The following is a 24,852-nucleotide window of genomic DNA, read 5'->3' on the forward strand; positions in this document are numbered from 1 at the left end:
AACAGGTCGGCACGCCACGCGCCGGGGACGCGGGACCATCGGAGCATGAGACGCGTCCTCGCCCCGTTCCTCGGCAGGGTCGCCTACCGCAGGTGGGCCTGCCTGATCGTCGGCGGGGCGCTGCTCATGCCGTACATGATGGCCGGGGAGGTCGCGACGGCGATCTGGCGACCGACGCGGAGTGCCGGCGACCCGCTGCTGTCGGTACAGCCGTTGATCTTCGTCGCCGTGCTCCCCGTGGTGGCCGTGTCGGGGCTGTTCCTGCCGGTCCGGGCCTTCGAGGTGGCGCTCGCCCGGGCACTGCTGGGCGCGGTCGTTGAGCCGCCGCCGTCACCTGTACGGCGCACCTGGCCGGAGCGGCGCCGCACCGCGGCGTGGTTCACCCTGCACCTGGGAATCGGCGGTGTGCTGAGCGGGCTGGCCCTGGCGACGGTGCCGTTCGCGCTATGGCTGACGGTCCTGCCGTTGTCCGGCGATCGATTGGGGCTGGTGGACCCGGGGCTCCGGGCCGGCCGGGCGACGATGTGGGGGCCGCCCGCTGCGTTGGCCGTGCTCGTGTGCCTGGGCTTCCTCGCGGCGGGCGCCGGTGCGCTGCTCGCCCGCCTGGCCCCCGCGTTTCTGGGGCCCTCGGCGGCCGAGCGGCTCGACCTGGCGCAGCGGGCCGCCCGCCGGCTGGCCGTGCGCAACCGGCTGGCGCGGGAACTGCACGATTCGGTGGGCCACGCCCTCAGCGTGGTGACGGTGCAGGCCGCCGCCGCGGGCCGAGTGCTCGACCGCGACCCCGCGGCGGCCCGTGCGGCGCTGGAGGCCGTCGAGGCGTCCGCCCGCGGCGCGCTGGACGAGCTCGACCACGTCATCGGGGTGCTGCGGGAGGGCGCCGGGCGGTCCTCGCCGGAACCGTCCCTGGTGGATCTTCCCGCGTTGCTCGACGCGGCCGGCACCGGGGACGGGCCGGTCGCCCGGCGGCTGGGCGACCTGTCCGCCGTTCCTCCCGTGATCTCCCGGGAGGCCTACCGGGTGGTGCAGGAGGCGCTGACCAACGCCATGCGTCACGGCGCGGGCCCGATCGAGGTGGTGGCCGGCGTACGCGACCGGGTCCTGGAGGTGCGCGTCCGCAACGCGGTGCCTGCGGACCCGCCCCGCAGGCGCGGCCGGGCCGGGCCTGGTCCGGGTGGCTCGGCCGCCGGGGCCGGCGGCGTGACGGGCGACGCATCCGGCGGCGGGGCCGGGAGGGCCGGCCACGGGCTGGACGGCGTCCGGGAGCGGGTGACGCTGCTCGGGGGTCGCATGGAGGCGGGCGGCGGCGACGGGACGTGGCGGTTCCACGCCCGCATCCCCCTGCCCGGGGGTGACGCCGCCGGCTCCCCCGAGCGTCTCCCGGGCCCGGGCGAGGGCGGGAACGAGGGTGTCGAGGACGGACGGGCGGAGCCATGACAGACGGCATCGGCGTGCTGGTGGCCGACGACGAGGACCTGATCCGCACCGGACTGCGGATCATCATCGAGTCCGAGCCCGGCCTCAGCGTCGTGGGCGAGGTCGGGCATATAGCGTGCGGCGCGTCTTCCAGCCCGGTCTGGCCCGCCTCGAGCGGAGGTCAGCTCCCGGGGGTCCTGGCGACCCTGGTCAGGCCGAGGTAGAAGACCAGTTCAGGCAGGCCCAGCAGGTACAGCTCGTAGCGCACCCCGATCAGCCAGGTCAGCGGCAGGATCGCCATCGACACCACCACCGAGACGGGCCGGACCGAGGCCCACCAGGCCGCCGCGGCAAGGACAAGGAGAGGAACACCGCCCACGAGGCCGTACAAGTACAGTTCCCACCACACGTCGCTGCCCGTCGTGAGAAGCCCGATGAGCCCAGCGGTGAGCAGCCCCGAGATACCCAGCAGGAAAAGTACCCGTTGCCCGCGGCTGGGGTCCCCCCTATCGGGGGCCGACCCCGCGAAGGCGGCCGCAAGCTCCGCGATGAGCAGCCCCGCGATACGGGGCAGAAACATCACTCGCTGCCTGCGGCTGGGGTCTCCCCTACCCGGAACGAACCTCGCGAAGGCGGCCGCGAGCGCCACCAGCCAGAGGGACCGGCTCACCTCGGCGATCGTTCTGGCCGTGACGAAGGCGAGGGAGTGTGGCTTCGAATGGCTGGTCGCCATGATCAGCATGGTCACGCCGAACAGCACGTTCAGGGCGAGCGCCGGGCGGCCTGCCGTCGTCTGCCCGGACGACGGACGGCCTGACGACGGAGGTGGAGGCGTCTTCGGCGCGGTCTCAACAGGTCCCGGTGAAGCAGCGGGGTCGTGCGCTACCGGTACGCCTACGGCCTCGCCCATCACGGGGAAAGGTAGCCTGCCGCCGGCGGCACGGCCACGCTGCATGCGGTCCGATGCGACCAGCTTGTCCGGCCGGTCCACGAGACGCCGCCGCCGGCCAGGCGGTGGTTTGGAGGCTTCCGGCACACTGAGTGAATCCGCTGGTGACGGCTTGGGGGACCGCGGATGCGGAGGCGTTCCCTGGGGGTTCTCCAGCGTTGCCGAATCGGCGAGGTCCCGCGACCTTACGGTACCGGTGGGTTCCTCCACCCCCGCGGATACGGAGGAGGGGGGCGCGGTCGCAGCCGAGATCTGGGGCTCGGGGTTCGCTTCGGGCGCGGAGGACTCAGGACCGATGGCCTGCAGGCGGGCGGCCGCGGCGGTGGAAACGATCCGGCTGTCGTCGTCGGCCAGGCGTATGAGTTCCGTGTGCACGCGGGCCCGGACCATGCCGTTGCCGATCCGGTGGAGATGGTCGAGCGCGTCCAGGGCGTTCCGTCGGTCCCTGGCGATCGGGCTGCTCAGGGCGTTGCTGACGTGCAGGGGCAGCGACCAGTTGACGTTCCGCGCGATGACGGTGCGACCTTCGACGTTGTCCTGCCGTTTGGGACGCTGTTGCGGCATCTCGGCCACAACCCGGTCGTAGACATAGCCGTACAGTTCATCGAGCGCGATATCGCCGTCGCCGTCCAGGTCGGCGCGGCCCGTACGGAGCCCCTCCACGAGGTGACGCGTGAACACCGACTGCGGCGCGTTCCCGTGCAGTTGGTCGCCCTCGAAAGCGTACTGCGTGGCGTCCGAGGCCGTGAGGACGGTGCGGCCGCGGCCCCGGAAGTGGTCGAGCGCATGCACCTCGCCTCCAGCCTTGGTCAGCCGCCCGGCCGGGTAGGCCCCGCTGTAGCAGCAGTCGAGGATCAGGACCTTCCGGCGCGACACGCACGCCTCCATCGCGCGATCAATCTGCTCACCGGAGAGGGCGGTGAAGATCAGGCTGTCGCGCCGGGTGTTGCGCGTCGCCAGGTAGAGCCGGCCGTCGTCGTCCTTGAGTCCGTGACCCGTGAAGTAGAGCAGGGTCAGGTCGTCGCCCCGCCGATCGCGGTAGAAGTCGCCGATGGCCTCTCCGACGCGGTGGTTCGGCTCGTTCACCAGCGTGACAACCTCGAACCCACCGATCTCCGGATCGCGGAGCACAGCGGCCAGCGCCTCCGCGTCGTGCGCCGGAGCGGTCAGCTGTCGTAGTCCCGGATCGTCGTACGCGTAGCTGGCGATCAGCAGGGCGAACCGACGGCTCATACGCTATCCGCCCGAGTGCCGCTTGATGAAGGCGTTGATCAGCTCGCGCCGCTCCCCGGCCGAGGCGCGGTCCAGCTCGATGGAGTCGCCGGCGATGGTGACCACGATTCGGTGCCGTCCCGACTGCCGGCTGAGCCAGTCCTGCAGCACCCCGACCAGCGCGGTGAACACGCCGCCGGAGGCGCTGAAGGCGACGAGGAGCGCGCCCAATGTGACTGGGTCCGGGCCTTTCGCCCCATCGGGGGCCGGGCCACCGAGTGCCGTCCTGATCGAATCGACATCGACCAGGTTGAGTTCACCGCGGAGCCTGCGGATGAGACGGTCGCGTAGGTCGATGTCCGCCTCCGAGTCGGGCCACAGCTCGACGCGCGCCCTGATCACACCGTCGGCATCCGGCCTCTCGTTCATCCCTCTCCCTCGCCTGCCTATCCGTGTGAAGCCTCCGCGCGCATCGCCCCGTTTATCGTCGTTACGCTCGTTTTTCGTTACACCCCGTACGTCACCAGCTGTAAGGCCCGACCGCCGCAGCACGTGACGGGGCCGGCGAAATCCTCTCCTGGTGTCGCAGGTGGGGGGTCAAGGCCCTGAGCAGGTGTTCCTATGCCGCTGGGGCCGTTCCAGTCGTTAGGCCTGGTCGCCGGCACATCAGCCCGGATGGCAGGCAAACCAACCGTGGGCAGCCTTCTAGGGTTGAGCCATGACGCTGCGTGTGGTGATCGTCGACGACGAGGACCTGATCCGCACCGGCCTGCGGATCATCATCGAGTCCGAGCCCGGCCTCAGCGTCGTGGGCGAGGCCTCGGACGGCGCCGAGGCGGTGTCGCTGGCCCGCCAGGTCCGGCCCGACGTCGTCCTGATGGACGTGCGCATGCCGGCCGTCGACGGGATCCAGGCGACGCGGGCGCTCGTCGGGGCGGAGGGCGCACCGAAGGTCGTGGTGGTGACGACGTTCGAAAACGACGACTACGTCTACGAGGCGCTGCGGGCGGGCGCGAGCGGCTTCCTGCTCAAGCGGGCGAGGGCCGAGGAGCTCATCCAGGCGATCCGGGTGGTCGCCGCGGGCGAGTCGCTGCTGTTCCCGGCCGCCATCCGGTCGCTGGCCGCGGCGCGCGGCACCATGCGCCCGGTGCCCGGAATCGGCCGGCTGACCGCGCGCGAGGGGGACGTGCTGCGGTTGATGGCGCGCGGCCTGTCGAACACGGAGATCGCCGCCGAGCTCGTCGTCGGCATGGAGACCGTCAAGACGCACGTCGGCAACGTCCTGACCAAGCTCGGCGCCCGCGACCGCACGCAGGCGGTGGTCGCCGCGTACGAGTCGGGTTTCGTCTCCCCCCGCTGAGCGGGACTCAGATGGGGCCGCGGCCGTCGTCGAGGTCCATCGGCCACGGCGACTCGCTGCCACTCCCGGACGGGCCGGGGGTGGGCCGCTGCGGCACCGGTGAAGCGGGCTCGGGCGGCGGGCTGGGCACGAACTGCGTGTTCGGCAGCGGCCGGGCCGGTTCCTGCTCGTCCTCGCCGCGGAAGAGCAGCAGCCACGCGGCCACGAGGAGCACGAGCACCAGCGTGGCCAGCAGCGTCGAGGCGAGCACGACCGAGCGCCGGGTGGCGACCGCCGGAGGCGGCGGGGCGGGCGGGCCGGGCACCGCGGGGGTGGCGTCGCCCTGCCAGTAGTGCAGGAAGTCGGGCCCGTGCCGCTGCCCGATGAGCGTGCCGGACACCGTGACCGGGTCGAGGAACCGCTCGGCCCCCGGGGCGTTCGGCGCGTACGGCACGGCCACCCAGGGGGCGGGGCCGTCGTGCATGGCCAGGACGGGCGGCGTGTCGGGAGCGCCCCGGCCGCGCATCCGGTCGACCAGCGTGGCACCCCACCCGAACACGCCCGTACGGCCCTGCCGCTCGGCCTCTCTGATCGCGGTGACGAACCGGTCCCGGGCCGCCGCGTCGAGGGCGGCGCCGCTGCTGAGGACCGCCACCGACACCACCCGGCCGTCGGGTGCCTGGCCCAGGTAGACGAGCCCGGCCTGGACCGTGCGCAGGCGCGCCTGCAGAGTGATCGGCCCCACGTGGGTCGGGTCGCCGTACTGAAGAGGGGTCACCATCTCCTCCACATCAAAACACACAAACACGACGACACATGGGCGCGACAGGGGGTGTGGCGCGCGCCCGGACGGGCAAATGGGAGAGAAATGGATTCTCCAGCCGAGTCACGGTTGAATAACGAGCATGACCGTTGCCGATGAACGCAGTGACCCCGAGCCCGGCCAGGGCGTCGCGGAGCAGGAGGACGGGGAGGCTCGGCTGGATTCCCTGATGAACGCGCTCGCCGAAGTCCGCCGTGTGATCGTCGGGCAGGACCACATGGTCGAGCGGCTGCTGGTGGCGCTGCTCGCCCGGGGGCACTGCCTGCTCGAAGGCGTGCCGGGGGTGGCCAAGACCCTCGCGGCCTCGACGCTGGCCGTCGTGACCGGCGGCTCGTTCGCCCGGATCCAGTTCACCCCCGACCTCGTGCCCAGCGACATCGTCGGCACCCGCGTCTACCATCCCGGTTCCGAGAGCTTCGACGTCGAGCTGGGGCCGGTGTTCGTGAACTTCCTGCTGGCCGACGAGATCAACCGCGCCCCGGCGAAGGTGCAGTCGGCGCTGCTGGAGGTGATGGCCGAGCGGCAGGTCACGCTGGCCGGGCGGACCCACCCGCTGCCCCGCCCGTTCATTGTGCTCGCCACCCAGAACCCGATCGAGTCCGAGGGCGTCTACCCGCTGCCCGAGGTGCAGCGCGACCGGTTCCTGTTCCGCGTGCTGGTGTCCCACCCGAGCGCCCACGAGGAGCTGGAGATCCTCCAGCGGATGAGCGTCCGGCCGCCGGTGCCGCGGCCGGTGCTCGACCCGGCCACCCTGCTGCGGCTGCAGGACATGGCCGAGGAGGTCTCGGTCCACCAGCTTGTGGCCGACTACGTCGTACGGCTGGTCATGGCGACGCGGACCCCGTCGGAGTACGGCCTGCCCGACCTGGAGGACACGATCGAGATCGGGGTGAGCCCCCGGGCGACGCTGGGCCTGATCTCCGCCGGGCGGGCGCTCGCCCTGCTGCGCGGGCGCGACTACCTGCTGCCCGACGACATCCGCGACGTCGCCGTGGACGTGATGGCGCACCGGCTGATGCTCACCTTCGACGCGCTGGCCGACGAGGTGGAGCCCGCCGAGGTCGTCGGGCGGATCCTGCGGGCCGTGCCGCCGCCCCTCGTGGTGTGGAACCAGGGCATGCGATGAGCGGCGCGAACCCCGACCAGGCGCTGCGGCGGCTGGAGCTCACGGTGGTGCGGCGGCTCGACGGGCTGCTGCAGGGCCGCCACCAGGGGCTGATTCCCGGGCCGGGCAGCGAGCACGGCGACAGCCGGGTGTACGTGCCCGGCGAGGACGACGTGCGCCGCATGGACTGGGCGGTCACCGCCCGCACGACGGTCCCGCACGTGCGGGACCTGATCGCCGACCGGGAGCTGGAGACCTGGGCGCTGGCCGACCTGTCGGCCAGCATGGAGTTCGGCACCGCCGAGGTCTCCAAACGCGACCTGGTGATCTCCGCCGTGGGGGCGATCGGGATCCTCGCCGGACGGGTGGGCGACCGGTTCGGCGCCTACGTCCTCTACGGCGACGACGTGCACCGGTATCCGGCCCGGCAGGGCCGGCCCCGGCTGCATGCGTTACTGCACTCGCTGCTCGGCGCACCGCCCGCGCAGGGCTCGGTCGATCTCGGGGAGGGTCTGGAGATGATGGCTGCGGCGCACCGCAAACGGGGGCTGCGGGTGGTCGTCTCCGACTTCCTCGACCCGGCCGATTCTTGGGAGCCGCCGCTGCGCCGCCTGGCCGCGCGGCACCAGGTGCTGGCCGTGGAGGTGGTCGACCCGCGCGAGCTGGAGCTGCCCGACGTGGGTTTCGTCACCCTCACCGACCCGGAGACCGGGCGCTCGCGCGGCGTCCACCTGTCGCGCGGGCTCAGGGAGCGGTACGCCGAGGCGGCGGCCGAGCAGCGCTGGGAGATCCGTACGGCGCTGCGCCGGGCCGGGGCCGCGCACCTGGTCCTGCGCACCGACCGCGACTGGGTGGTCGACCTCGCCGGGTTCGTGCTGCGGCAGCGGCGCACGGCCCATCTGATGCGGCGGGCCGCGGGCAGGAGGGCGGGCGCGTGACCTTCCTGTCCCCCGGCTGGCTCTGGCTGTTCGTCCTGGTCGCCGCGATGGTCGCGGCGTACGTGGCGCTGCAGTTCACCCGCCGCCGCTACACGCTGCGCTTCACCAACCTGGCGCTGCTGTCGCTGGTGGCGCCGGAGCGGCCCTCGTGGCGGCGGCACGTGCCGGCGGTGCTGTTCCTCGTCATGATGGCCCTGCTGGTCATGGGCGCGGCCAGGCCCGCGGGCGCGGTCAAGGTGCCCAGGGACCGGGCCACCATCATGATCGCCGTGGACGTGTCGCTGTCGATGGATGCCAACGACGTCGCGCCCACCCGGCTCGTCGCGGCCAAGCAGGCCGCCCAGCAGTTCGTCCGGGACCTGCCGGACCGGTTCAACGTCGGGGTGGTGGCCTTCGCCCGGTCGGCGGCCGTGGTGATCTCCCCCACGACCGACCACGCGGCCGTGACCACCGCGATCTCCAGCCTGACCACCCGGGCCGGCACGGCGATCGGCGAGGCGGTGTTCAACTCGCTCGACTCGATCAGGTCGTTCGACCAGCGGGCGATGACCGATCCGCCGCCCGCGGCGATCGTGCTGCTGTCGGACGGCGACAACACCTCCGGCCGGTCGGTCAACGAGGCCGTGGAGGCGGCGGTCGGCGCCAAGGTGCCGGTGTCCACGATCGCGTACGGCACGCCGGAGGGCACCGTGACGATCGACAACCGGTCGGTGCAGGTGCCGGTCAACAAGGCCACCCTGCAGTCATTGTCGGACGGCACCGGGGGCCGGGCGTACACCGCCGAGTCGGGCAGCGAACTGCGGGACGTCTACGCGCAGATCGGCACCTCGCTCGGCTTCAAGGTGGTGCATCAGGAGATCACCCAGCGGTTCCTCGTCGCCGCGATCATCGCCGGGATGCTCGCCGCCGCCGCGGCCATGCTGCTCGGCGCCCGCATCCCCTGACCGGATCACGCTCGCGTCCCGGCGACCGGCGCCTCACGGGCCGCGCCGCCGGGCGCCGGTGGGTTACGGGGAGCCCGGCCGAAGGCCAGCCCGGCCGCCAGGCACGCCACGGGCACCACGGGAAGCACGTACCGGTGGTCGAAGTCGAGCACGGCCACCGGCGCGACCAGCAGCGTGACGGCGACCGCCCAGGGCAGCGCCGCCGTCCGAGGCCGCCGTACCGCGCCCGCCGCGCCCACCAGCAGGACGGCGGCCAGCAGCGGCCCGCGCAGGTAGGCCGGGTACTGGTAGGCGACGAGCAGGTCCGCGTACGGCCGGACCGACCGCATCCCGGTGAGACCCGGGTCGTATTCCCTTCTGACCTGCTCGACGAGCGGCGGGTCGGCGGGCAGCGACCACGTGCCGACGGCGAAGCCGAAGGCGGGGACGACGCGCGCGGGGTGGGCGGCGGGAGTCCAGGGGAACGCGAGCGCGGTGTCCCTCGCCACGTCGCGCAGGTAGTCCAGCGGCTGGGCGGCGACGGCGCGCAGCGCGAAGGCACGGGCCCGGTCGTTGAGCGCGGCGTGCCCGCCGGGGAGCCGGTTGAGGGAGGACTCCCTCGCCCACACGTACTCGCTCGCGGCGTCGAGCGTGAGACCGTTCGGGCACAGCGGAGCGAGGTCCGGCGGAGGCCGGACGACCGCGCAGTCCGCGAAGGTCATGGTGCGGGCCCACAGCGCGACCCCGTCCCCGCCGCCGATCGCGAACCTGCCGTGGACCCCGGCGTACCATCCCGCGTACGCGGCGACCGGCAGCAGCCCGGACAGGGCGAGCACGGCCAGGCGGCGCCAGGGGACGCGGCGGACGGCGAGCACCAGCACGGCGAGCAGGATCAGCGGCAGCGCGATCGTCCGCGTGAGGGCGGCTGCCGCGAGGAGCAGGCCGGCGGCCGCGGCGGCGCGCGCGGACGGCGCCGGGCGGCGGACCAGCAGGGCCGTGGCCGCCACGACCAGCAGGATGAACAGCGAGTCGGACAGCACCGCGTGCTCCAGGCGGAGGAACGACGCGTCGAAAAGCACCGGCGCCGAGGCGGCCACGGCGGCCCAGCCGGGCAGTGCCCCGCGGCGCAGCGCCGCGTAGACGACCACGCCGGTCGCCAGTCCCATCGCGTGCTGCGCGGCGACGACCACCTCGACGCTGTGGAAGGGCAGGAGGGCACGCAGCAGCAGGGGGTATCCGATCGGGTGGAACCCCTGCTCGGGCCGCAGGTGGACGGCGTTGTGCAGGTAGGTGAACGAGTCGTACCAGTACAGCCGGGCGGGCGGGTAGCCGAGCATGGTGACCACCCGGAGCGCGGCCGCGATCGTGAGCGTGACCGTGAAGGCGCGGTGCCGCCCGGCCCAGGCGAGGACCGGGAGCAGGCGGCGAGCGTACGCGAGCATGGCGAATCCGATCGGGGAGAGGAGACACGGGCAGGCGTCATCCGCGCACGGCGCCCAGTGGCCCGGTTCCGTGGGTCGCGGCGGGGATCGCGGCGGGGATCGCGGCGGGGATCGCGGCGGGAGGTCGGTCGCCTCGCCGAGCCGCGTGATTCAGCGCGGCTCGGCGGCTCAGGGGTGGGACGGCGACTCAGGGGTGGGACGGTGACTCGGTGGCCGCCGGGCAGTAGGCGTCCCTGGCGCGTGGCCGGGGATTGGGGGCGGGGCCGACCAGCAGGAGCGCCTGCCCGTCGGCGACCATGATCCCTTCGTGGACGTACCAGCCGGCGGGGGCGGGTAGCCGGGCGCCGCCCGCGGCGTAGGAGGTGAACTCCGCTCGCAGGCCGTGCTCCCGCAGCAGGGGCAGGACCTCGGCGACGGTCCTGTTGAGGAAGTCCACGCAGTGGAAGGGCTGGCCCTCCATGTCGATGTGCTCCATGAGGCCGTACCGCTCCCCGGGCCGGGCGGCGCGGCCGATCAGCACCTCGGCGTGCCCGCGGAAGTCCACCGGGATGCGGAACCCGGCCGGGCAGCCGGCCGGGCGCGCGCACGTGCCCGGCGCCTGGATCGCGGTGATGGCGCTGTTGTCGCGGGTGCCGTCGACGTAGAGGGCCCGTCCCGCCGAAGCGGGCGCCGTGGGCACGATCCGCACCTCCACGTCCAGGCCGCGCTGGCGCAGTTCACGCTGGTACGTCGCGGGATCGGCGGACAGGTCCCGCACCATGACGACGTAGTGGTCACCATCCCGCCTGATGTCGAGCGCGGCGGAGGCGGGGCCGAGTCCGGCCGCTCCGGGGACGAGCCAGGACACCGCGAGCAGGACGGCGGCGAGCGGGAGGACGACCACCGCCAGGCGGAGCCGGACATTCCGGACGGCCCCGCGGGCCATGTGCCGGAGCCGGTCCCGGTGACCGCGTGCCGGAGCCGGCCCCGAGACGATCTCCTCCAGCAGCTCCATGGCCAGCGGCGTCAGCCCCGGGCCGGGGTCGGGGGCGATCCCGGCGACCAGGCGGCGCAGGTCGTGGTCGCGCGCGGGGTCCTGAGCGCGACCACGTGCGCGGCCGTACGTGCCGCCGTGTGCTCGGTCGTGTGCGCCGCCGTGTGCGTGGTGGTCCATCACGCCTCTCCTCCCGCCAGCGCCGCCATCCGGACCCCGTACCGGGCCATGTCCACTCCCGCGGAGCTCAGCTCCGCGGCGAGGCGTTTGCGGGCCCGGTGCAGCCGGAGGCGGGCGGCCCCGCGCGAGCAGCCGAGCACCGTGGCGATCTCCGCTGACGCCAGCCCTTCCCAGCTCGCCAGCGCCAGCACCTCGCGGTCGTCGGCGCCGAGCCGCCGGAACGCCCGGCGTACGGCGTCGAGCTCCTCGTGGTCCGGCGGCCAGGCCGGCTCGTCCCGCCGCTGCGCGTCCCACAGGGCGAGCTGCGCCCCGAGCCGCTCGACGAGCGCGCTCCTGCGGGTCTCGGCCCTGCGGCCGTTGGCCAGCACCCGCCGGGCCACGCCGTACAGCCACAGGCGGGCCGCCGGGCCGGCGGGGACGTCGCCGATGCGCCGCCAGGCCGTGGCGAAGGTCTCGGCGAGGGCGTCGGCGGCGTCCTCGGGGGATGTGGCGCGGCGCCGCACGTAGGCGAGGAGATCCGCGTAGTGCGCCACATAGATCTCCTCGAAACGGCGCCTCATGTCCCTGCCGCCCACCGCTGCTCCCCCTTCACCGTTTTCCCCGCCATCTCGTACGTGTCCGGAAGGCCGGAAGTGTTTCACCCCGTCCCGGCCGAGCCGTCCGTGGAGATCACCGCTCGGCGGCGTTGGTACGTTTGGGCACGTGGCCCATTACTTCGAGGAGCGTCCCGAGGCGGACAGCCGGCCGGGGACGGTCACCCTGGTCCTCCCGGATCTGCACCTGCGCCTGGAGACCGACAGCGGGGTGTTCTCCCCCGAGCGGATCGACGCCGGGACCCGGGTGCTGCTGGAGACCGTGCCCGCGCCTCCGGCCGAAGGCGACCTGCTCGACCTGGGCTGCGGCTACGGCCCGATCGCGCTGACCATGGCGTCCCGGGCGCCGGGGGCGAGGGTGTGGGCCGTCGACGTGAACCGCCGCTCGGTGGAGCTGTGCCGCCGGAACGCCGCGAGCGCCCGCCTTGACAAAGTAAGGTCGGTGCACGCCGACGAGGTGCCGGACGACGTGAGGTTCCGGGCCATCTGGTCGAACCCCGCCATCCGGATCGGGAAGGCCGCGCTCCACGCCATGCTCACGCGGTGGCTCGACCGGCTCACCCCCGACGGCAGCGCGTACCTCGTCGTGCAGAAGCACCTGGGCTCCGACTCGCTGCAGCGCTGGCTGACCGAGCAGGGCTGGCCCGCATCGCGGCTGGCCTCCCGGTCCGCCTACCGCGTCCTGCGGGTGGACGCCCGCCCCGCACCGTCCCCCACACCGTCCCCCCGACCGTCCGCTGTACGCGGCTCTTCCGGCGACCAGGAGCGATGAGCGCCCCGATGAACACGACCAAGACGAACACGGCCAAAGCGAACACGGCCAACCCGCGCAGGCAGCTCAAGCCGACCGACGTCAAGCGGCTCAACCGCACCTGGCGCCGCAACACCGAGGGCCGCCTGGCGCTGATCCTCGAATCCGTCACGGGCCCCTTCAACATCGGCTCGGTCTTCCGCACCGCCGCCGCGTTCGGCGTGGAGACGATCTGGCTGGCCGGCAACGCCACCCCGCCCACCAACCCCAAGGCGCAGAAGACCGCGCTCGGCACCGAGCGGCTGGTCGAGTGGCACGAGCCGGTCCCGGTGACCGACGCCGTACGCGCCGCGATGCAGGAGGGATACCGGGTCGTCGCCGTCGAACTGACCGGCGACGCCGCGCCACTGCACCAGGCCGCGCTGGACGGGGACGTCTGCCTGGTGCTGGGCAGCGAGGACCACGGCGTCTCCCCCGCCTGCCTGGAGGCCGCCGACGCCGTGGCCTACATCCCGCAGGTCGGCAGGGTCGGATCGGTCAACGTGGCGGTCGCGGCGGCGATCGCGATGGCCGAGGCCAGGCGGCGGGAATGGGCGTCGATGGGCGCCTCGTGACCCAAATGTTCATGTCCGCGCGCTGACGCACTCCCCGAGACCCGGCATACTCCTTTCGTGCACCGCCGTTTCGCCTTCCTCGACCATCCCGGCCCGCTCGCCTTCGCGCACCGCGGCGGTGCCGCCGAGGGCCGGGAGAACACCATGGAGGCCTTCTCCAGGGCCGTCGGCCTCGGCTACACCTACCTGGAGACCGACGCCCACGCGACCTCCGACGGCGTCCTGCTCGCGTTCCACGACCACACGCTCGACCGTGTCACCGACCGCGCCGGGCGCGTCTCCCGCCTGCCCTACCGCGAGGTGCGCGAGGCCAGGATCGGCGGACGGCACGAGATCCCCCTGATCGAGGACCTGCTCGGCACCTGGCCGGACGTGCGGGTCAACATCGACGTCAAGGAGAGCGGCGCGATCGCGCCGCTCGCCCGCGCCATCCGCCGCACCGGCGCCCACGACCGGGTCTGCCTGACGTCGTTCTCCGACGCCCGGCTGTCGCGCGCGCTGCGCGCGATCGACCGGGAGGTCTGCTTCTCGCTCGGCCCGCGCGGCCTCGCCGCCCTGCGCACCGCCGCGATGGGCGGCGGGTACGGCAGGCTGCTGTCCGGGCTGGCCCGGGCGGGGGTCCCGTGCGCGCAGGCGCCGATCGGGTTCCGCGGCCTGCGGGTGACCACCCGCGCCCTCGTACGGACCGCGCACGCGATCGGCATGCAGGTGCACGTGTGGACGGTCAACGACCCGGTGACGATGGCCCACCTGCTCGACCTGGGGGTGGACGGCATCATGACCGACAGCATCAGCGGCCTGCGCGACGTCCTCAAGTCGCGCGGGCAGTGGCACCCCCGCCCGGCGGTCCCGTAACCCCCGTAACCCCCCTGACCCGCCCGGCACGACCGCTCCACACGCGAGGAGAGACGATGACCGCCCCCCAGGTCGTTCAGGAGGAGCTTCCCGGCGCGCGACGGCGTGAGCAGCGCGGCTGGTACTGGTACGACTGGGCCGACTCGGCGTTCCAGACGACGGTCCTGACCGTCTTCCTCGGGCCGTACCTGACCTCGGTCGCCACGACGGCGGCGGGCGGCCCGGACGGCTTCGTGTCGTTCCTGGGCCTGGACCTGCGGCCGAAGGCGTACTTCACCGCGATGGTGACGATCTCGGTGCTGCTCCAGATCGTGGTCATGCCGGTCGTCGGCGCCCTGGCCGACCACACCGGGCGCAAGAGGCGCATCCTCGGGTCGTTCGCCTTCACCGGCGCGGCGGCCACCCTGGGGTTCTACCTCGTCTCGGGCGACGCGTACCTGCTGGGCGGCGCGCTGTTCCTGCTCGCCAACGTCACCTTCGGCTCGGCGCGGGTCGTGTACGACTCCTTCCTGCCCCAGATCGCCGGGGCGGAGGAACGCGACACGATCTCCAGCAGGGGCTGGGGCTTCGGCTACCTCGGCGGCGGCCTGCTGCTCGCGCTCAACCTGGTGGTCTACCTGTTCGCCGACATCGACAAGGGCCTCGCGGTGCGGATCAGCCTGGCCTCGGCCGGCCTGTGGTGGGGCGCCTTCACGATCATCCCGATGCTGCGCCTGCGCGACCGGCGGGTGCCGGTCCACGAGGCGACCGCGGCGCGGGCGGTCACCGGCAGCGTGCGCCAGCTCGGCCGCACGATCGCCGAACTGCGCCGCTATCCCCGCACGCTGCTGTTCCTCGCGGCCTACCTCGTCTACAACGACGGCGTGCAGACCGTGATCGGGTTCTCCGCGACGTACGCCGACCAGGAGCTGGGGCTGGGGCAGACCCACCAGATCGGCGCGATCCTGATGGTCCAGTTCATCGCGGTGGGCGGCGCCCTCGGGCTCGGGCGGCTCGCGGCGGTGTTCGGGACCAAGCGCACGGTCCTCGCCAGCCTGGTGGTGTGGACCATGGTGGTCGCGGTGGCCTACTTCCTGCAGAAGGGCGCGGCCCTGCAGTTCTACGCGATCGCGGCCGCCATCGCGATCGTCATGGGCGGCACGCAGGCGCTGTCGCGTTCGATGTACTCACTCGTGATCCCGCCGGGGCGGGAGGCGGAGTACTTCAGCCTGTACCAGGTCAGCGACAAGGGGTCGGCGTTCCTCGGCTCGCTGGTGCTCACGCTGGCGCTCCAGCTCACCGACAGCTACCGCACCGCGATCGTCTCGCTGATCGTGTTCTTCGTCCTCGGATTCGTGCTGCTCACGACCGTCAACCTGCCCCGGGCCATCCGCGAGGCGGGCAACGAGGTCCCCGACCACATCTGAGGGCGCGTTCTGGGAGGGATCGTCCGTGCTGCCTGGAGGCATGACCCCGCGACGGGCGGTCTGGCTCGTGCTGACCCACCGCGCCAGGGCCTTCGTCCCCGCCTGGCTGCGGTGCGGCTGGTGGCCGCCTCCGCCCGGGAGGTGGGGAGTGCGGCGCTGGGCCCTCGCCCCGGACTGGGTGGACAACGGGCTCGCGCCCGCCGTGGCCGCGGCGATCTCCACGGCGATCGCCTGGCGCCTCGGCCATCGGGGCGAAGAGCTGATCCTCGTCGCCGGCGTCGCGCTGGCCGCCGGCCGGCTGGTGCCGATCGTCTGGCCCGCACCGGTGCGGGATCGGCACGTCGCCCGGCGCGCGGATCACCCCGACCTGCACGCGATGGTCGCCGAGGTGGCCGGCGAGCTCGGAGTCCGGCGCCCGGCACGCGTGTGTCTCGCCCCCGTCGCCGAGAGCGGCGGCATCCGGCTGGGGCCGCGGCGCACGGAGCTGTGGATCGGCCTGCCCTACCTCATGGGGTTCGAACGGGCGGAGCTGCGCGCGGTGATCGCCTTCGAGCTCGCCTTCCTGGAAGCGCGCAGGTCGTGGCCGCTCGGTGCGCTCCTGGAGGTCTGGAAGGCGGGGGTGAGGATGAAGCCCGCCGTACAACGGGAGATCGGCGCGGTGGTGCGGGCCCTCGTCACCGATGCCGACATGGCCGGCTGCCGCGTGTCGGATCCGCGGACCACGGCGAACGCGGTTCTGCGCGGCATGCTCATGAGCCTGTCGTTCGACTGGTTCGTGCACCGCTACGCCGCGGATCTGCCCGTCCACCGATGTCTTCCGCTGGACCTCTACCCGGCCTGGCGCTGGAAGGTGCACAAGGACGACCTTCTGGCCCGGCTCATGCCGCGATACCTCGAACTCTCCGCGACCGAATCACTGGGCCTGGACGCGACCAGCCGCATGGCGGAGCTGGGAGTCGTCCTCGACCAGCCGCCCGGGCCGGCGGCGGACCCGATCATGTTCACGCCCGGTCCCGCCGTCGAGGCGCGGTTCGTCCGCGACCGGCTCGGCGACGTTCTCGCCGGCGCCCCGGCCATGCGCCGCGAACTCACGTTTCCCGACGTCCCGGAAACCGTCTGGGACGAGATCATGAAGTGCCGCCACGACCAGGTCCTCCGGGCCGCGACCGCACTCACCGGGCGTGAGCACCTGGCCCTCGCCGACCTGATGGAGATCGTCGCGGCCGGGCGCGGCGCGGAGCTCGTCCGGGAGCACAGGGAGTGGGTGTGTACCCACCCGACAGCCGCGGTCTGTGCCCTCTTCCCCGTTCTCCATCGCCACCTGCGGATGAAGGGCTACAGGTACGGTCAGGCGCTGCGCCAGCGAGAACTCGTCGGTCCCGACGGAGACCGCGTCGATGTGGTCCGGCTCGCCGAGGCGATCGAGCGGGGTGACCCGTTACCCGAGATCGTGCCTGTCCGGTATCGGCCGGCGATGTGACTCGATCGTGAGGGCGCGCTTTATACCGCACAGTTGGGACCAGTGGGACGGAAAAAGCGCGATTGGATCAGGTCTCGGCTGGGAATCCACACACGGTATCAGGCGTTGTACGCGGTGGCGAACGAACCCCTCGAAGGCGGGGACCTCAGGAGGCTTAAGAACATGGGCGAGCGTGCACTTCGCGGTACCCGGCTCGGCGCGACCAGCTACGAGAACGACCGCAACACCGATCTGGCTCCTCGCCAGGAGGTGTCCTACACGTGCCCGAGGGGCCATCTCACCACCGTCCCGCTCGCCGTCGAGGCCGAGATCCCGACGACCTGGGAGTGCCGTCACTGCGGCAGCCCCGCGCTGCGGGTGGACGCGGAGCAGCCTCAGCAGAAGAAGGCGAAGCCGACGCGGACCCACTGGGACATGCTCCTTGAGCGCCGTTCGATCGAGGACCTTGAGGAGGTGCTCAACGAGCGGCTCGCCATCCTGAGGGAACAGCGGCGCAAGAGCGCTTAGGACGCCTGTGACGCCCCCGGCGGCCCTGGACACCAGGGCCGCCGGGGGCGTTTCGCGTGTGCCCGGCCGCCGGAGCGGCCGCCGCGCCGGGGAATCCCGGCGCATCGCCGCCAATCCGAAAGGAAGATCGCAACGAACTGCTGGCCCCCCAGGTGTTCGGCCTGGTGCTGCGGGTCGTCCGCGATCGCGCGCAGAGCGAGGAGGTCGCCCAGGAGGCGCTGGTGGAGGTGTGGCGCAGCGCGGCGCGGTATGACCCCGAGCGTGGTTCGGCGCTCGCGTGGGCCCTGACGATCGCCCACCGCCGGGCCGTCGACCGGGTGCGCTCGGCGCAGGCGAGCGCGGATCGGGAGGAGCGCGCCGCGCGGGCGGGTCCGCCTGCGGCGACAGCGACGGCACCGGCGACGGCACCGCGGCGGCGACGGCCTCGCAGCCGCCGGCGACCGGCCGCGGCGCAGCCGTTCGGCCCGGCCTGCTCGGCCGTCCCCCCGAGGGCGAGGAAAGCTTCACCGGCATGGCCGACGACCCGGTGGCCACCGCCGCCTCCAACAACCCGGTCCTGTCGACCCTCGTCGCCGCGGTGAAGAAGGCAGGTCTCGTCGACACCCTCAACTCCGCCGACGGCATCACCGTCTTCGCGCCCACCGACGACGCCTTCGCCAAGATCCCCAAGGCGACCCTGGACAAGGTCCTCGCCGACAGGAAGACCCTGACCTGACGCCCCGTCCGCCGTCCAGGCGACGCCGGGGCGTCACCTGGACGGCGGCCCGCCCCGCTCCCGGCCCGACACGGCCCGGGAGCGGGGCGGGCCACTCGTCAGGACACCCCGGCCCGCTCCGGGGATTCGGCGGCGGTGAGGTGGTGGCGCAGACGTTCACCCTCGACGTCGAGGTCGGGCAGCGCCCGGTCCAGGGCGCGGGGCAGCCACCAGGCGGCGCGGCCGAGCATGGACATCACGGCGGGGACGAGGGTCATCCGGACCACGAAGGCGTCGACGAGCACGCCGACGGCCAGCGCGAAGCCCATCGACTTGATGATCGGGTCGTTCATGAACACGAACCCGCCGAACACGGCCGTCATGATCAGCGCCGCGGCGGTGACGACCCGCGCGTTGTGCCCCATGCCGTTGATCGTCGCCTGGCGGGGAGCGTCGCCGCGCACGTGGTCCTCGCGCATCCGCGAGACCAGGAACACCTCGTAGTCCATGGCCAGGCCGAACAGGATGCCGATGAGCAGGATCGGCAGGAAGCTGACCAGCGGGCCCGGCACGTCCACGCCCAGCAGGCCGGCCAGGTGACCCTGCTGGAAGATCGCCACGGTGATGCCGAACGTTGAGCCGACGGTGAGCAGGAAGCCCAGCGCGGCCTTGATCGGGACCAGGATCGAGCGGAAGACCAGCATCAGCAGCAGCACCGACAGGCCGACCACCAGCAGCAGGTACACCGGCATGGCGTCGGCGAGCTTGTCGGAGACGTCGATGCCCACGGCCGTGGCGCCGGTGACGGCGATCTCGGCGCCGCCGATGGCGGCGACCTTGGCGCGGATCGCGTGGACGGCGTCCTCGGTGGCCGCGGCGGTGGGCCCGGCCTTGGGGATGATGGTCAGCAGCGCGGTGGTGCCCGCGGCGTTCGGCTGCGGCGGGGCCACGGCCAGCACACCGGGGGTCTGCTGGATCAGCTGCGCGGCCTGCCCGGCGGCGGCGGTCGTGGCCGCGCGGTCGGCGGCGGAGACCACGGCGATCAGGCGGGCGTTGAAGCCCTCGCCGAATCCCTCGCTGGTCAGGTCGTACGCGTCGCGGGCCGGAGTGCCGGGGGCGGCGGTGCCGGCGTCGGGCAGAGCCAGGCGCAGGTCCTGGGCCGGCAGCGTGAGCGCGCCCAGGGCGAGGACGCCGGCCACCAGGATCGGCACGCGCAGCCGGGTGACCACCCGTCCCCAGGTGTAGCCGAAGCCGCGGCCGGCCGCGCCCGCGTCGTCTCCGGTGCGCTGCTTGCGGGGCAGCACGCGGGCCCCGGCGTACGACAGGAAGGCCGGCAGCAGCGTGAGGGCGACCAGGACGGCGACGGCCACGGTGCCGGCGGCGGCCAGGCCCATCACGCTGAGGAACGGGATGCCGACCACCGACAGGCCGGCGAGCGCGATGACCACGGTGGCCCCGGCGAACACGACCGCCGATCCGGCGGTGCCGACGGCCCGGCCGACGGCCTCCTCCGGCGCCATGCCCTCGGCGAGAAACTGGCGGTAGCGGGAGGTGATGAACAGCGAGTAGTCGATGCCGACGGCCAGGCCCAGCATCAGCGCGAGCACCGGCGTGACGGAGGTCAGCTCGACGACGCCGCTGAGCGCGAACAGCCCGCCCATGCCGGCGCCCACGCCGATCAGCGCGTTCAGCAGGGTCATCCCCGCGGCCACCAGCGAGCCGAAGGTGACGATCAGCACCACGGCGGCGATCACGACGCCCAGCCCTTCCGACCCGCCGACCTCCGGCGCGGCCTTCAGGACCTCGCCGCCGTGCTCGACCCGCAGCCCCGTGGCCGAGGATCCGGCTTTGAGGTACGCCGCGCGCTGGGCGTCGGTCACGTCCTCGGCCGCCTGGGCGAACTGCACCTGCACCAGGGCGTAGCGGCCGTCGGGAGAGATCGCGCCGGTCCGGAACGGGTCCATGGCGGCGACGACGCCGGGGATCGCGGCGGCCTCCTTGACCACGGGCGCGACCGCGGCGGGCGCCAGCTTCCGGCCCTGCGGAGCGGCGAGCACGATGGCCCCGGTGGCACCGCCGGCCTGCGGGAACTCCTTGGCCAGGGCGTCCAGGGCCCGCTGTGACTCGGTGCCGGGCATCGAGAACTTGTCGCCGGCCGGGCCGTGGAAGGCCGCGGCGGCCAGGCCCAGGACCACCAGCAGGAGCAGCCACAGGGCGGCGACGCGCCCGCGCCTGCGGAAGGAGAACCGGCCCAGCCGGTACAGCAGGGTTGCCACAGCAGATCTCTTTCTTCGGGAAGGTCAGCCGGTCGGCAGACCGAGCGTCCGCAACGCGCCGCGGGTCAGTTCCGCGCGCAGTGTCTCTTCGGGGATCGCGCACTCACCGGCGCTGGTCAAGATGATCCCGAGCATCGCCATCCAGGCCCAGACGCGGACCTCCGGGGCGTCCGAGCGGCCCGACAGGGCCTCGGTGAGCCGTTCGACGATGTGGTCGGCGTCAGGCAGCTCCGGCCGGTTGATCAGCGCGTCGACGTCCTGCAGGAGGATCTTCACCTGGAGCCGGAAGCGCAGGGACAGGTCGACGAGCCCGGTGACGGCGGCACGGGCCGCCTCCTCACCGCGCAGCCCGGCGAGCCGCCCCTCCAGCTCGGCGAACTCCGGCCCGACGGGCGCCAGCAGCTCGGTCAGGATCGCGTCCTTGTTCGTGAAGTGGTAGAGCAAGGACGCCTTGGAGCAGCCCGCGTCCGTGGCGATGTCCTGCAGGGAGGTGCCACGGAAGCCGTGGGCGGCGAACAGCCGCACGGCCGAGTCGAGGATGTCCGCGCGCGTCGTGGTTGCGCGTGCCATGCGGACACACTAACTGACCGATCGGCCAGTGATTGACCGATCGGCCAGGCAATGTTGCCTTTGTGATGGATTTAACGCTGTTTTCCCGAAGACGCGGCTTTCGGTCAGAGGTCGAGCAGGTCGGCCGACAGCTGCCAGAGGAGGGTGGCCGCCTCCGGGTCGAGCGCGTACTCGGCGACGCCGCGGCGGGTGCCCGGGCGATGCGGCCCGGCCTCCTGGCAGTCCTCGAAGTAGCGCCCGGTGACGCCCTCCACCAGCGGCGAGGCCGCGAGCAGCACGGACGTGGCCGCGCCCTGCTCGGCCGTCTTCCAGGCGGGGCCGCCGCCGCCCGCCTGGGCGCGCATGCGCTCAAGCTCCTCCTCGGTGACGTGCCGCTGGAGGCCGGTCTGGATCGCGCCCGGCATGAGCGCGTTGGCGACGATGCCGTCGCCCGCCCAGCGCCGGCCCGCCTCGACCGCGAACAGCACGTTGGCGGTCTTGGACTGCCCGTAGGCGAGCCACGGGTCGTACGGGCGCTCCCGGAACTGGATGTCGTCGAAGACGACCGGCGAGCGCAGGTGGGCGCTGGAGCTGACCGACACGACCCGGGCGCCGCCGGCCGCCGCGAGCGCCGGGCGCAGGCCGGCGGCCAGCGCGAAGTGCCCGAGGTGGTTGGTGGCGAACTGCGACTCCCAGCCCTCGGGCGTGCGCGCCTCGGGCGAGGCCATCACACCGGCGTTGTTGACGAGGATGTGCAGCGGCCCCTCCCAGGTCGCGGTGAACGACGCGACGGACGCCTGGTCCATCAGGTCGAGCGGCGCCACCCGCACCCGCGCGTTGCCGGTGGCGAGGGCGAGGTCGTCGGCGACCCGCTTGCCCACGCCGAGGTCGCGGACCGCGATCGTCACCTCGGCTCCCGCGGCGGCCAGTGCCCGCGCGGTCTCGACGCCGATGCCGGACGCGCCGCCGGTCACGACCGCCCGCCGTCCGCGCAGGTCGACGCCGTCGATCACCTCGGCTGCGGTGGATTCGGCGGTGAACGGCGTGGTGACGCGCGTCTGCTCCGTCGTGTTCCGAGTCATGTTCGTTCCCCGTCCCGTACGGCGGCGCGGGCCCCTGGGAGTCCGCGGGCCGCTACAATCAGAACAAACCGGAGGAACCTCCGGTACGCTCGCGACTCTAACCGGAGCTTCCTCCGGTTAGCAACCCGTGCCGCGGAGGAGCCGTGTCCACCCCCGCTCGACCGACCGGAGTCAAGCCGTTGCGCGCCGATGCCCGGCGCAACCGCGAGCGGCTGCTCGACGTCGCCGTACGGGCGTTCTCCCAGGAGGGGCCGGACGTCACGCTCGACGCGATCGCGAAGGAGGCGGGCGTCGGCATCGGCACGCTCTACCGCCACTTCCCCACGAGGGAGGCGCTGATCGAGGCGGCCTACCGCAACGAGCTGGCGAAGCTGTGCGACGCGGCGGCCGGGCTGCTGGAGGAGATGCCGCCCGACGTGGCGCTGCGCACCTGGATGGACCGCTTCGCCGACTACCTCGCGACCAAGCGGGGCATGGCGGACGCGCTCCGCGCGGTGATCGCCGCCGGCGCCAACCCGTACGCCCACAGCCGTGACCGGCTGGTCGGCGCGATCGGCACGCTGATCGAGGCGGGGGCCGCCGCGGGGGTGTTCCGGCGGGACGTGGCGGCCGAGGACGTGCTCACCGGCATGAACGGCGTCTGCCTCGCCGCGGGCGAGCCCGCGCGGCGCGAGCAGGCCGGGCGGGTGATCGACCTGCTCGTGGACGGCCTGCGCCACGGCGCCTCCGGGGCGACGGCCTGAGGCGGATCCGCTCACACGCGGTGCCAGCGGGCCTCCGCGAAGCAGTAGGCGGCGAACAGCACCAGGCCGATCGCGACCACGGCCAGCAGCCACGGACCGGCCGGGGTGTCGGCGAGCGCCTTGAGCGCGTCGTCGATTCCGGCCGCCCTGTCCGGGTCGTACGTGAGGGCCGCCTGGCCGATCAGGGCGCCGGCGGACAGGGCGATGACGCCGCGGGCGATGTAGCCGGCCTTGCCGAGCCTGACCACGACACCGCGGGCGCGGGGCTCGGTCACCTGCATGTCCCGCATGAACTTCCCGGTCCAGCCCTCGTATATCCAGTACGCGCCGAGGGCGATCACGCCGAGAGCCAGCAGGCCGACCAGGAACTGCCCTCCGGGCAGGTCGAACAGCGCCTTGGTGACGTCCTCCGACTGGCTGTCGGACGAGGCGGCGGCCTTGTTCCGCGTGAGCAGCGCCACCATCGAGTTGACGAGGGCGGCGTAGACGACGGCCCTGGACACGGCCTCCACGCGCTCCCTGGCCTCGGGCCGGCCCCAGACGGCTTCGGAGATCTGCCAGATCACCAGCGCGGCCAGGCCGACGGACATGATCCACAGCAGGGGGTCGCCCAGGGGCGAGTCGCGCACGATCTGGAGTGCGCTGCTCTTGTCGGCCTCTCCGCCGCTACCGAAGGCGATCTGGAGCGCGACCAGGCCGATGATCGCGTACAGGACACCCCGGGCGGCGAAGCCGACCTTGGCCAGTTTCTCCAGGGCGGGGTGGTCGGCCGCCCTCCGGGCCGTGCCTTCCAATCGCCGGCCGGTCTCATGCGCGGTCGTCATCACGGTTCCTCTCCGGGCGGACTCGCGGCGGATGATCTGCCCGCTGACCCGGACGGGGAGGGTTAAACGTCCGCCTGCTCAGCCGGCCAGGCGCAGGGCCTCGGTGGCGACGGCGTGCCGCAGGTCGCGGATGCCGGGCCGCCCCCGCAGGGGATGGACGTTGTTGGTGAGCAGCACGACGGTCAGGCGGCGGGCGGGATCGACCACCAGCGACGTGCCGGTGAAGCCCGAGTGGCCGAACGCGCCCGTGAGAGGGCCCACGATGGCCGGGTCGCCGATCCGCACCCCGAGCCCCTGCCGGAAGGCCGCGCCCGGCACGCCCTGGTCGCGCAGCATCTCGGCGGTCCACTCGGGGGACAGGATCGGACCGCCCCCGGTGCGCAGCGCCTCGCCGAAGCGGACGAGGTCGGCCGCGGTGGAGAACAGCCCGGCGTGGCCGGTCACGCCGCCCAGCGCGTGGGCCGTCTCGTCGTGCACCTCACCTCTGACGCACCCCCTCACACCGCCGCCGGCACCGCCGGCACGGTCCCCGGCGCAGCGCTCCGGCTTGAACTCGGTCGCGACGGCCCACCCCGGCTCGACCGGCCCGTACGTCGTGGCGTCGAGCCCGAGCGGCCCGGTGACCCGCTCGCGCACGAGCACGTCCAGCGGCGCGCCGCCGGCGGCCTCCGCCACCCGTCCGGCCGTGATCATGCCGACGTCCGAGTAGAGGTGGGTGCCCGGCGGCATCTGGGCGGGGGTGGACAGCACCAGGTCCCAGCGGGCCTCCTCCGGCTCCCGCTCCACCCGGCGGCTCGCGGGCAGGCCGGCCGAATGCGTCAGCAGGTGCCGTACGGTGATCCCGGGCCGGTGCCCGTAGAACCGGGGCAGCCACGCGGCCACCGGCTCGTCGAGGCCGAGCGCGCCCTCCTGGGCCAGCGAGACCAGCACCGTGGCCGTGAACATCTTGGTGAGCGACGCGATGTCGAAGAGCACGTCCAGCGCGACGGGGGGCCGCTCAGGCAGCGGTTCCTCGGCGGGCCCGGCGTAGCGCGCGGCCTCCCCCACGGCAGCCGCGGCGACCGTGCGCCTGTCGAGGGCGATCAGGGCGACCGCCGCCGAGGCGACTTCGGGCACCGCCGCTCGCAGGATTTCCCCCAAACCCTGCGCCTTTACAAAGTAAGGCAAGTGGTCATTCCCGA

General features: G+C 73.2%; 25 protein-coding genes and 1 pseudogene. 15 read left to right on the plus strand and 11 right to left on the minus strand.

The window, feature by feature from the left end; all coding sequences use genetic code 11:
• The first annotated feature begins 45 nt into the window (after positions 1-45).
• A complete protein-coding gene (locus tag OG344_RS26105; protein WP_405085353.1) occupies positions 46-1,434 on the plus strand; it encodes a sensor histidine kinase in 1,389 nt (462 codons plus the stop codon).
• Positions 1,431-1,637 carry a hypothetical protein gene (locus OG344_RS26110; protein ID WP_405085354.1) on the plus strand — a complete coding sequence of 69 codons (207 nt, stop codon included), beginning with the start codon at positions 1,431-1,433 and terminating at the stop codon, positions 1,635-1,637. Before OG344_RS26105 ends, OG344_RS26110 begins: the two co-directional genes overlap by 4 nt.
• On the opposite strand, the gene OG344_RS26115 is transcribed toward OG344_RS26110, so the two are convergent.
• Together OG344_RS26115 and OG344_RS26120 are read right to left on the minus strand one after the other, a co-directional pair.
• Complete coding sequence (locus tag OG344_RS26115; protein WP_405085355.1) at positions 1,595-3,595, minus strand: caspase family protein; 2,001 nt, start codon at positions 3,593-3,595, stop codon at positions 1,595-1,597. The genes OG344_RS26110 and OG344_RS26115 overlap by 43 nt on opposite strands.
• 3 nt (positions 3,596-3,598) lie before the next feature.
• A complete protein-coding gene (locus OG344_RS26120) occupies positions 3,599-4,003 on the minus strand; it encodes a hypothetical protein (RefSeq protein WP_405085356.1) in 405 nt (134 codons plus the stop codon).
• Positions 4,004-4,292: 289 nt separating this feature from the next.
• On the opposite strand from OG344_RS26120, the gene OG344_RS26125 reads away from it, so the two are divergent.
• Positions 4,293-4,934, plus strand: coding sequence for a response regulator (locus OG344_RS26125; RefSeq protein ID WP_405085357.1), 642 nt, complete (start codon positions 4,293-4,295; stop codon positions 4,932-4,934).
• A 7-nt stretch (positions 4,935-4,941) separates the two neighbouring features.
• On the opposite strand, the gene OG344_RS26130 is transcribed toward OG344_RS26125, so the two are convergent.
• Positions 4,942-5,694: a hypothetical protein gene (locus OG344_RS26130; protein WP_405085358.1), complete on the minus strand. Its 753-nt coding sequence runs from the start codon at positions 5,692-5,694 to the stop codon at positions 4,942-4,944.
• 124 nt (positions 5,695-5,818) lie between these two features.
• Here OG344_RS26130 and OG344_RS26135 point away from each other — a divergent pair, with 124 nt between their 5' ends.
• From OG344_RS26135 to OG344_RS26145, 3 genes are read left to right on the plus strand one after another with little or no spacing between them, the layout of a single operon-like run.
• Positions 5,819-6,862, plus strand: a complete 1,044-nt coding sequence (locus tag OG344_RS26135; RefSeq protein WP_405085359.1) for an AAA family ATPase — start codon at positions 5,819-5,821, stop codon at positions 6,860-6,862.
• Positions 6,859-7,779, plus strand: a complete 921-nt coding sequence (locus OG344_RS26140; RefSeq protein WP_405085360.1) for a DUF58 domain-containing protein — start codon at positions 6,859-6,861, stop codon at positions 7,777-7,779. Before OG344_RS26135 ends, OG344_RS26140 begins: the two co-directional genes overlap by 4 nt.
• Entirely contained in the window at positions 7,776-8,723 is a 948-nt protein-coding gene (locus tag OG344_RS26145) for a VWA domain-containing protein (protein ID WP_405085361.1), read from the plus strand. The genes OG344_RS26140 and OG344_RS26145 overlap by 4 nt, the downstream gene beginning before the upstream one ends.
• Positions 8,724-8,728: 5 nt before the next feature.
• Here the strand turns inward: OG344_RS26145 and OG344_RS26150 are convergent, their stop codons facing one another.
• From OG344_RS26150 to OG344_RS26160, 3 genes are all read right to left on the minus strand, one after another.
• Positions 8,729-10,144 carry a hypothetical protein gene (locus tag OG344_RS26150; RefSeq protein ID WP_405085362.1) on the minus strand — a complete coding sequence of 472 codons (1,416 nt, stop codon included), beginning with the start codon at positions 10,142-10,144 and terminating at the stop codon, positions 8,729-8,731.
• Between the two features lie 187 nt (positions 10,145-10,331).
• Positions 10,332-11,297, minus strand: coding sequence for a hypothetical protein (locus OG344_RS26155; protein WP_405085363.1), 966 nt, complete (start codon positions 11,295-11,297; stop codon positions 10,332-10,334).
• Entirely contained in the window at positions 11,297-11,857 is a 561-nt protein-coding gene (locus tag OG344_RS26160) for an RNA polymerase sigma factor (RefSeq protein WP_405085364.1), read from the minus strand. Before OG344_RS26160 ends, OG344_RS26155 begins: the two co-directional genes overlap by 1 nt.
• Positions 11,858-11,999: 142 nt before the next feature.
• Here OG344_RS26160 and OG344_RS26165 point away from each other — a divergent pair, with 142 nt between their 5' ends.
• From OG344_RS26165 to OG344_RS26200, 8 genes and pseudogenes are all read left to right on the plus strand, one after another.
• Positions 12,000-12,662 carry a class I SAM-dependent methyltransferase gene (locus OG344_RS26165; protein WP_405085365.1) on the plus strand — a complete coding sequence of 221 codons (663 nt, stop codon included), beginning with the start codon at positions 12,000-12,002 and terminating at the stop codon, positions 12,660-12,662.
• On the plus strand, positions 12,659-13,255 hold the full coding sequence (locus OG344_RS26170; protein ID WP_405085366.1) for a TrmH family RNA methyltransferase: 597 nt from the start codon (positions 12,659-12,661) through the stop codon (positions 13,253-13,255). Before OG344_RS26165 ends, OG344_RS26170 begins: the two co-directional genes overlap by 4 nt.
• Before the next feature lie 57 nt (positions 13,256-13,312).
• A complete protein-coding gene (locus OG344_RS26175) occupies positions 13,313-14,110 on the plus strand; it encodes a glycerophosphodiester phosphodiesterase (protein WP_327045917.1) in 798 nt (265 codons plus the stop codon).
• Positions 14,111-14,166: 56 nt separating this feature from the next.
• Positions 14,167-15,516, plus strand: coding sequence for an MFS transporter (locus OG344_RS26180; RefSeq protein WP_405085367.1), 1,350 nt, complete (start codon positions 14,167-14,169; stop codon positions 15,514-15,516).
• A gap of 40 nt (positions 15,517-15,556) precedes the next feature.
• On the plus strand, positions 15,557-16,996 hold the full coding sequence (locus OG344_RS26185; RefSeq protein WP_405085368.1) for a hypothetical protein: 1,440 nt from the start codon (positions 15,557-15,559) through the stop codon (positions 16,994-16,996).
• A 162-nt stretch (positions 16,997-17,158) separates the two neighbouring features.
• Positions 17,159-17,503 (plus strand): RNA polymerase-binding protein RbpA, encoded by a 345-nt coding sequence (locus tag OG344_RS26190; protein WP_327045920.1) that lies wholly within the window; start codon positions 17,159-17,161, stop codon positions 17,501-17,503.
• Positions 17,504-17,667: 164 nt separating this feature from the next.
• Positions 17,668-17,775 (plus strand): annotated as a pseudogene (locus tag OG344_RS26195) (sigma factor); the annotation flags it as partial.
• Between the two features lie 5 nt (positions 17,776-17,780).
• Entirely contained in the window at positions 17,781-18,218 is a 438-nt protein-coding gene (locus OG344_RS26200; protein ID WP_405085369.1) for a fasciclin domain-containing protein, read from the plus strand.
• A gap of 98 nt (positions 18,219-18,316) precedes the next feature.
• On the opposite strand, the gene OG344_RS26205 is transcribed toward OG344_RS26200, so the two are convergent.
• From OG344_RS26205 to OG344_RS26215, 3 genes are all read right to left on the minus strand, one after another.
• A complete protein-coding gene (locus OG344_RS26205) occupies positions 18,317-20,473 on the minus strand; it encodes an MMPL family transporter (protein ID WP_405085370.1) in 2,157 nt (718 codons plus the stop codon).
• Positions 20,474-20,497: 24 nt separating this feature from the next.
• Complete coding sequence (locus OG344_RS26210; RefSeq protein ID WP_405085371.1) at positions 20,498-21,043, minus strand: TetR/AcrR family transcriptional regulator; 546 nt, start codon at positions 21,041-21,043, stop codon at positions 20,498-20,500.
• A 104-nt stretch (positions 21,044-21,147) separates the two neighbouring features.
• Entirely contained in the window at positions 21,148-22,104 is a 957-nt protein-coding gene (locus OG344_RS26215; protein WP_405085372.1) for an SDR family NAD(P)-dependent oxidoreductase, read from the minus strand.
• A gap of 143 nt (positions 22,105-22,247) precedes the next feature.
• Between OG344_RS26215 and OG344_RS26220 the strand changes: the two genes are divergently transcribed.
• Positions 22,248-22,847, plus strand: coding sequence for a TetR family transcriptional regulator (locus OG344_RS26220; protein ID WP_327045928.1), 600 nt, complete (start codon positions 22,248-22,250; stop codon positions 22,845-22,847).
• 11 nt (positions 22,848-22,858) lie between these two features.
• On the opposite strand, the gene OG344_RS26225 is transcribed toward OG344_RS26220, so the two are convergent.
• Together OG344_RS26225 and OG344_RS26230 are read right to left on the minus strand one after the other, a co-directional pair.
• Entirely contained in the window at positions 22,859-23,671 is an 813-nt protein-coding gene (locus tag OG344_RS26225) for a DUF1206 domain-containing protein (protein ID WP_405085373.1), read from the minus strand.
• A 78-nt stretch (positions 23,672-23,749) separates the two neighbouring features.
• Positions 23,750-24,787: a serine hydrolase domain-containing protein gene (locus OG344_RS26230; protein ID WP_405085374.1), complete on the minus strand. Its 1,038-nt coding sequence runs from the start codon at positions 24,785-24,787 to the stop codon at positions 23,750-23,752.
• Positions 24,788-24,852: the final 65 nt, after the last annotated feature.

The organism is Microbispora sp. NBC_01389 (genome assembly GCF_045040095.1).
Classification (GTDB): Bacteria; Actinomycetota; Actinomycetes; order Streptosporangiales; family Streptosporangiaceae; genus Microbispora.

Bases quoted from the DNA above. Each gene is read 5' to 3' on its own strand.
- OG344_RS26155 (WP_405085363.1), bottom strand. From the start codon at position 11,297: ATGGACCACCACGCACACGGCGGCGCACACGACCGAGCACACGGCGGC.
- OG344_RS26210 (WP_405085371.1), bottom strand. From the start codon at position 21,043: ATGGCACGCGCAACCACGACGCGCGCGGACATCCTCGACTCGGCCGTG.
- OG344_RS26160 (WP_405085364.1), bottom strand. From the start codon at position 11,857: ATGAGGCGCCGTTTCGAGGAGATCTATGTGGCGCACTACGCGGATCTC.
- OG344_RS26150 (WP_405085362.1), bottom strand. From the start codon at position 10,144: ATGCTCGCGTACGCTCGCCGCCTGCTCCCGGTCCTCGCCTGGGCCGGG.
- OG344_RS26130 (WP_405085358.1), bottom strand. From the start codon at position 5,694: ATGGTGACCCCTCTTCAGTACGGCGACCCGACCCACGTGGGGCCGATC.
- OG344_RS26115 (WP_405085355.1), bottom strand. From the start codon at position 3,595: ATGAGCCGTCGGTTCGCCCTGCTGATCGCCAGCTACGCGTACGACGAT.
- OG344_RS26215 (WP_405085372.1), bottom strand. From the start codon at position 22,104: ATGACTCGGAACACGACGGAGCAGACGCGCGTCACCACGCCGTTCACC.
- OG344_RS26120 (WP_405085356.1), bottom strand. From the start codon at position 4,003: ATGAACGAGAGGCCGGATGCCGACGGTGTGATCAGGGCGCGCGTCGAG.
- OG344_RS26185 (WP_405085368.1), top strand. From the start codon at position 15,557: ATGACCCCGCGACGGGCGGTCTGGCTCGTGCTGACCCACCGCGCCAGG.
- OG344_RS26170 (WP_405085366.1), top strand. From the start codon at position 12,659: ATGAGCGCCCCGATGAACACGACCAAGACGAACACGGCCAAAGCGAAC.
- OG344_RS26140 (WP_405085360.1), top strand. From the start codon at position 6,859: ATGAGCGGCGCGAACCCCGACCAGGCGCTGCGGCGGCTGGAGCTCACG.
- OG344_RS26125 (WP_405085357.1), top strand. From the start codon at position 4,293: ATGACGCTGCGTGTGGTGATCGTCGACGACGAGGACCTGATCCGCACC.
- OG344_RS26225 (WP_405085373.1), bottom strand. From the start codon at position 23,671: ATGACGACCGCGCATGAGACCGGCCGGCGATTGGAAGGCACGGCCCGG.
- OG344_RS26105 (WP_405085353.1), top strand. From the start codon at position 46: ATGAGACGCGTCCTCGCCCCGTTCCTCGGCAGGGTCGCCTACCGCAGG.
- OG344_RS26190 (WP_327045920.1), top strand. From the start codon at position 17,159: ATGGGCGAGCGTGCACTTCGCGGTACCCGGCTCGGCGCGACCAGCTAC.
- OG344_RS26135 (WP_405085359.1), top strand. From the start codon at position 5,819: ATGACCGTTGCCGATGAACGCAGTGACCCCGAGCCCGGCCAGGGCGTC.
- OG344_RS26180 (WP_405085367.1), top strand. From the start codon at position 14,167: ATGACCGCCCCCCAGGTCGTTCAGGAGGAGCTTCCCGGCGCGCGACGG.
- OG344_RS26110 (WP_405085354.1), top strand. From the start codon at position 1,431: ATGACAGACGGCATCGGCGTGCTGGTGGCCGACGACGAGGACCTGATC.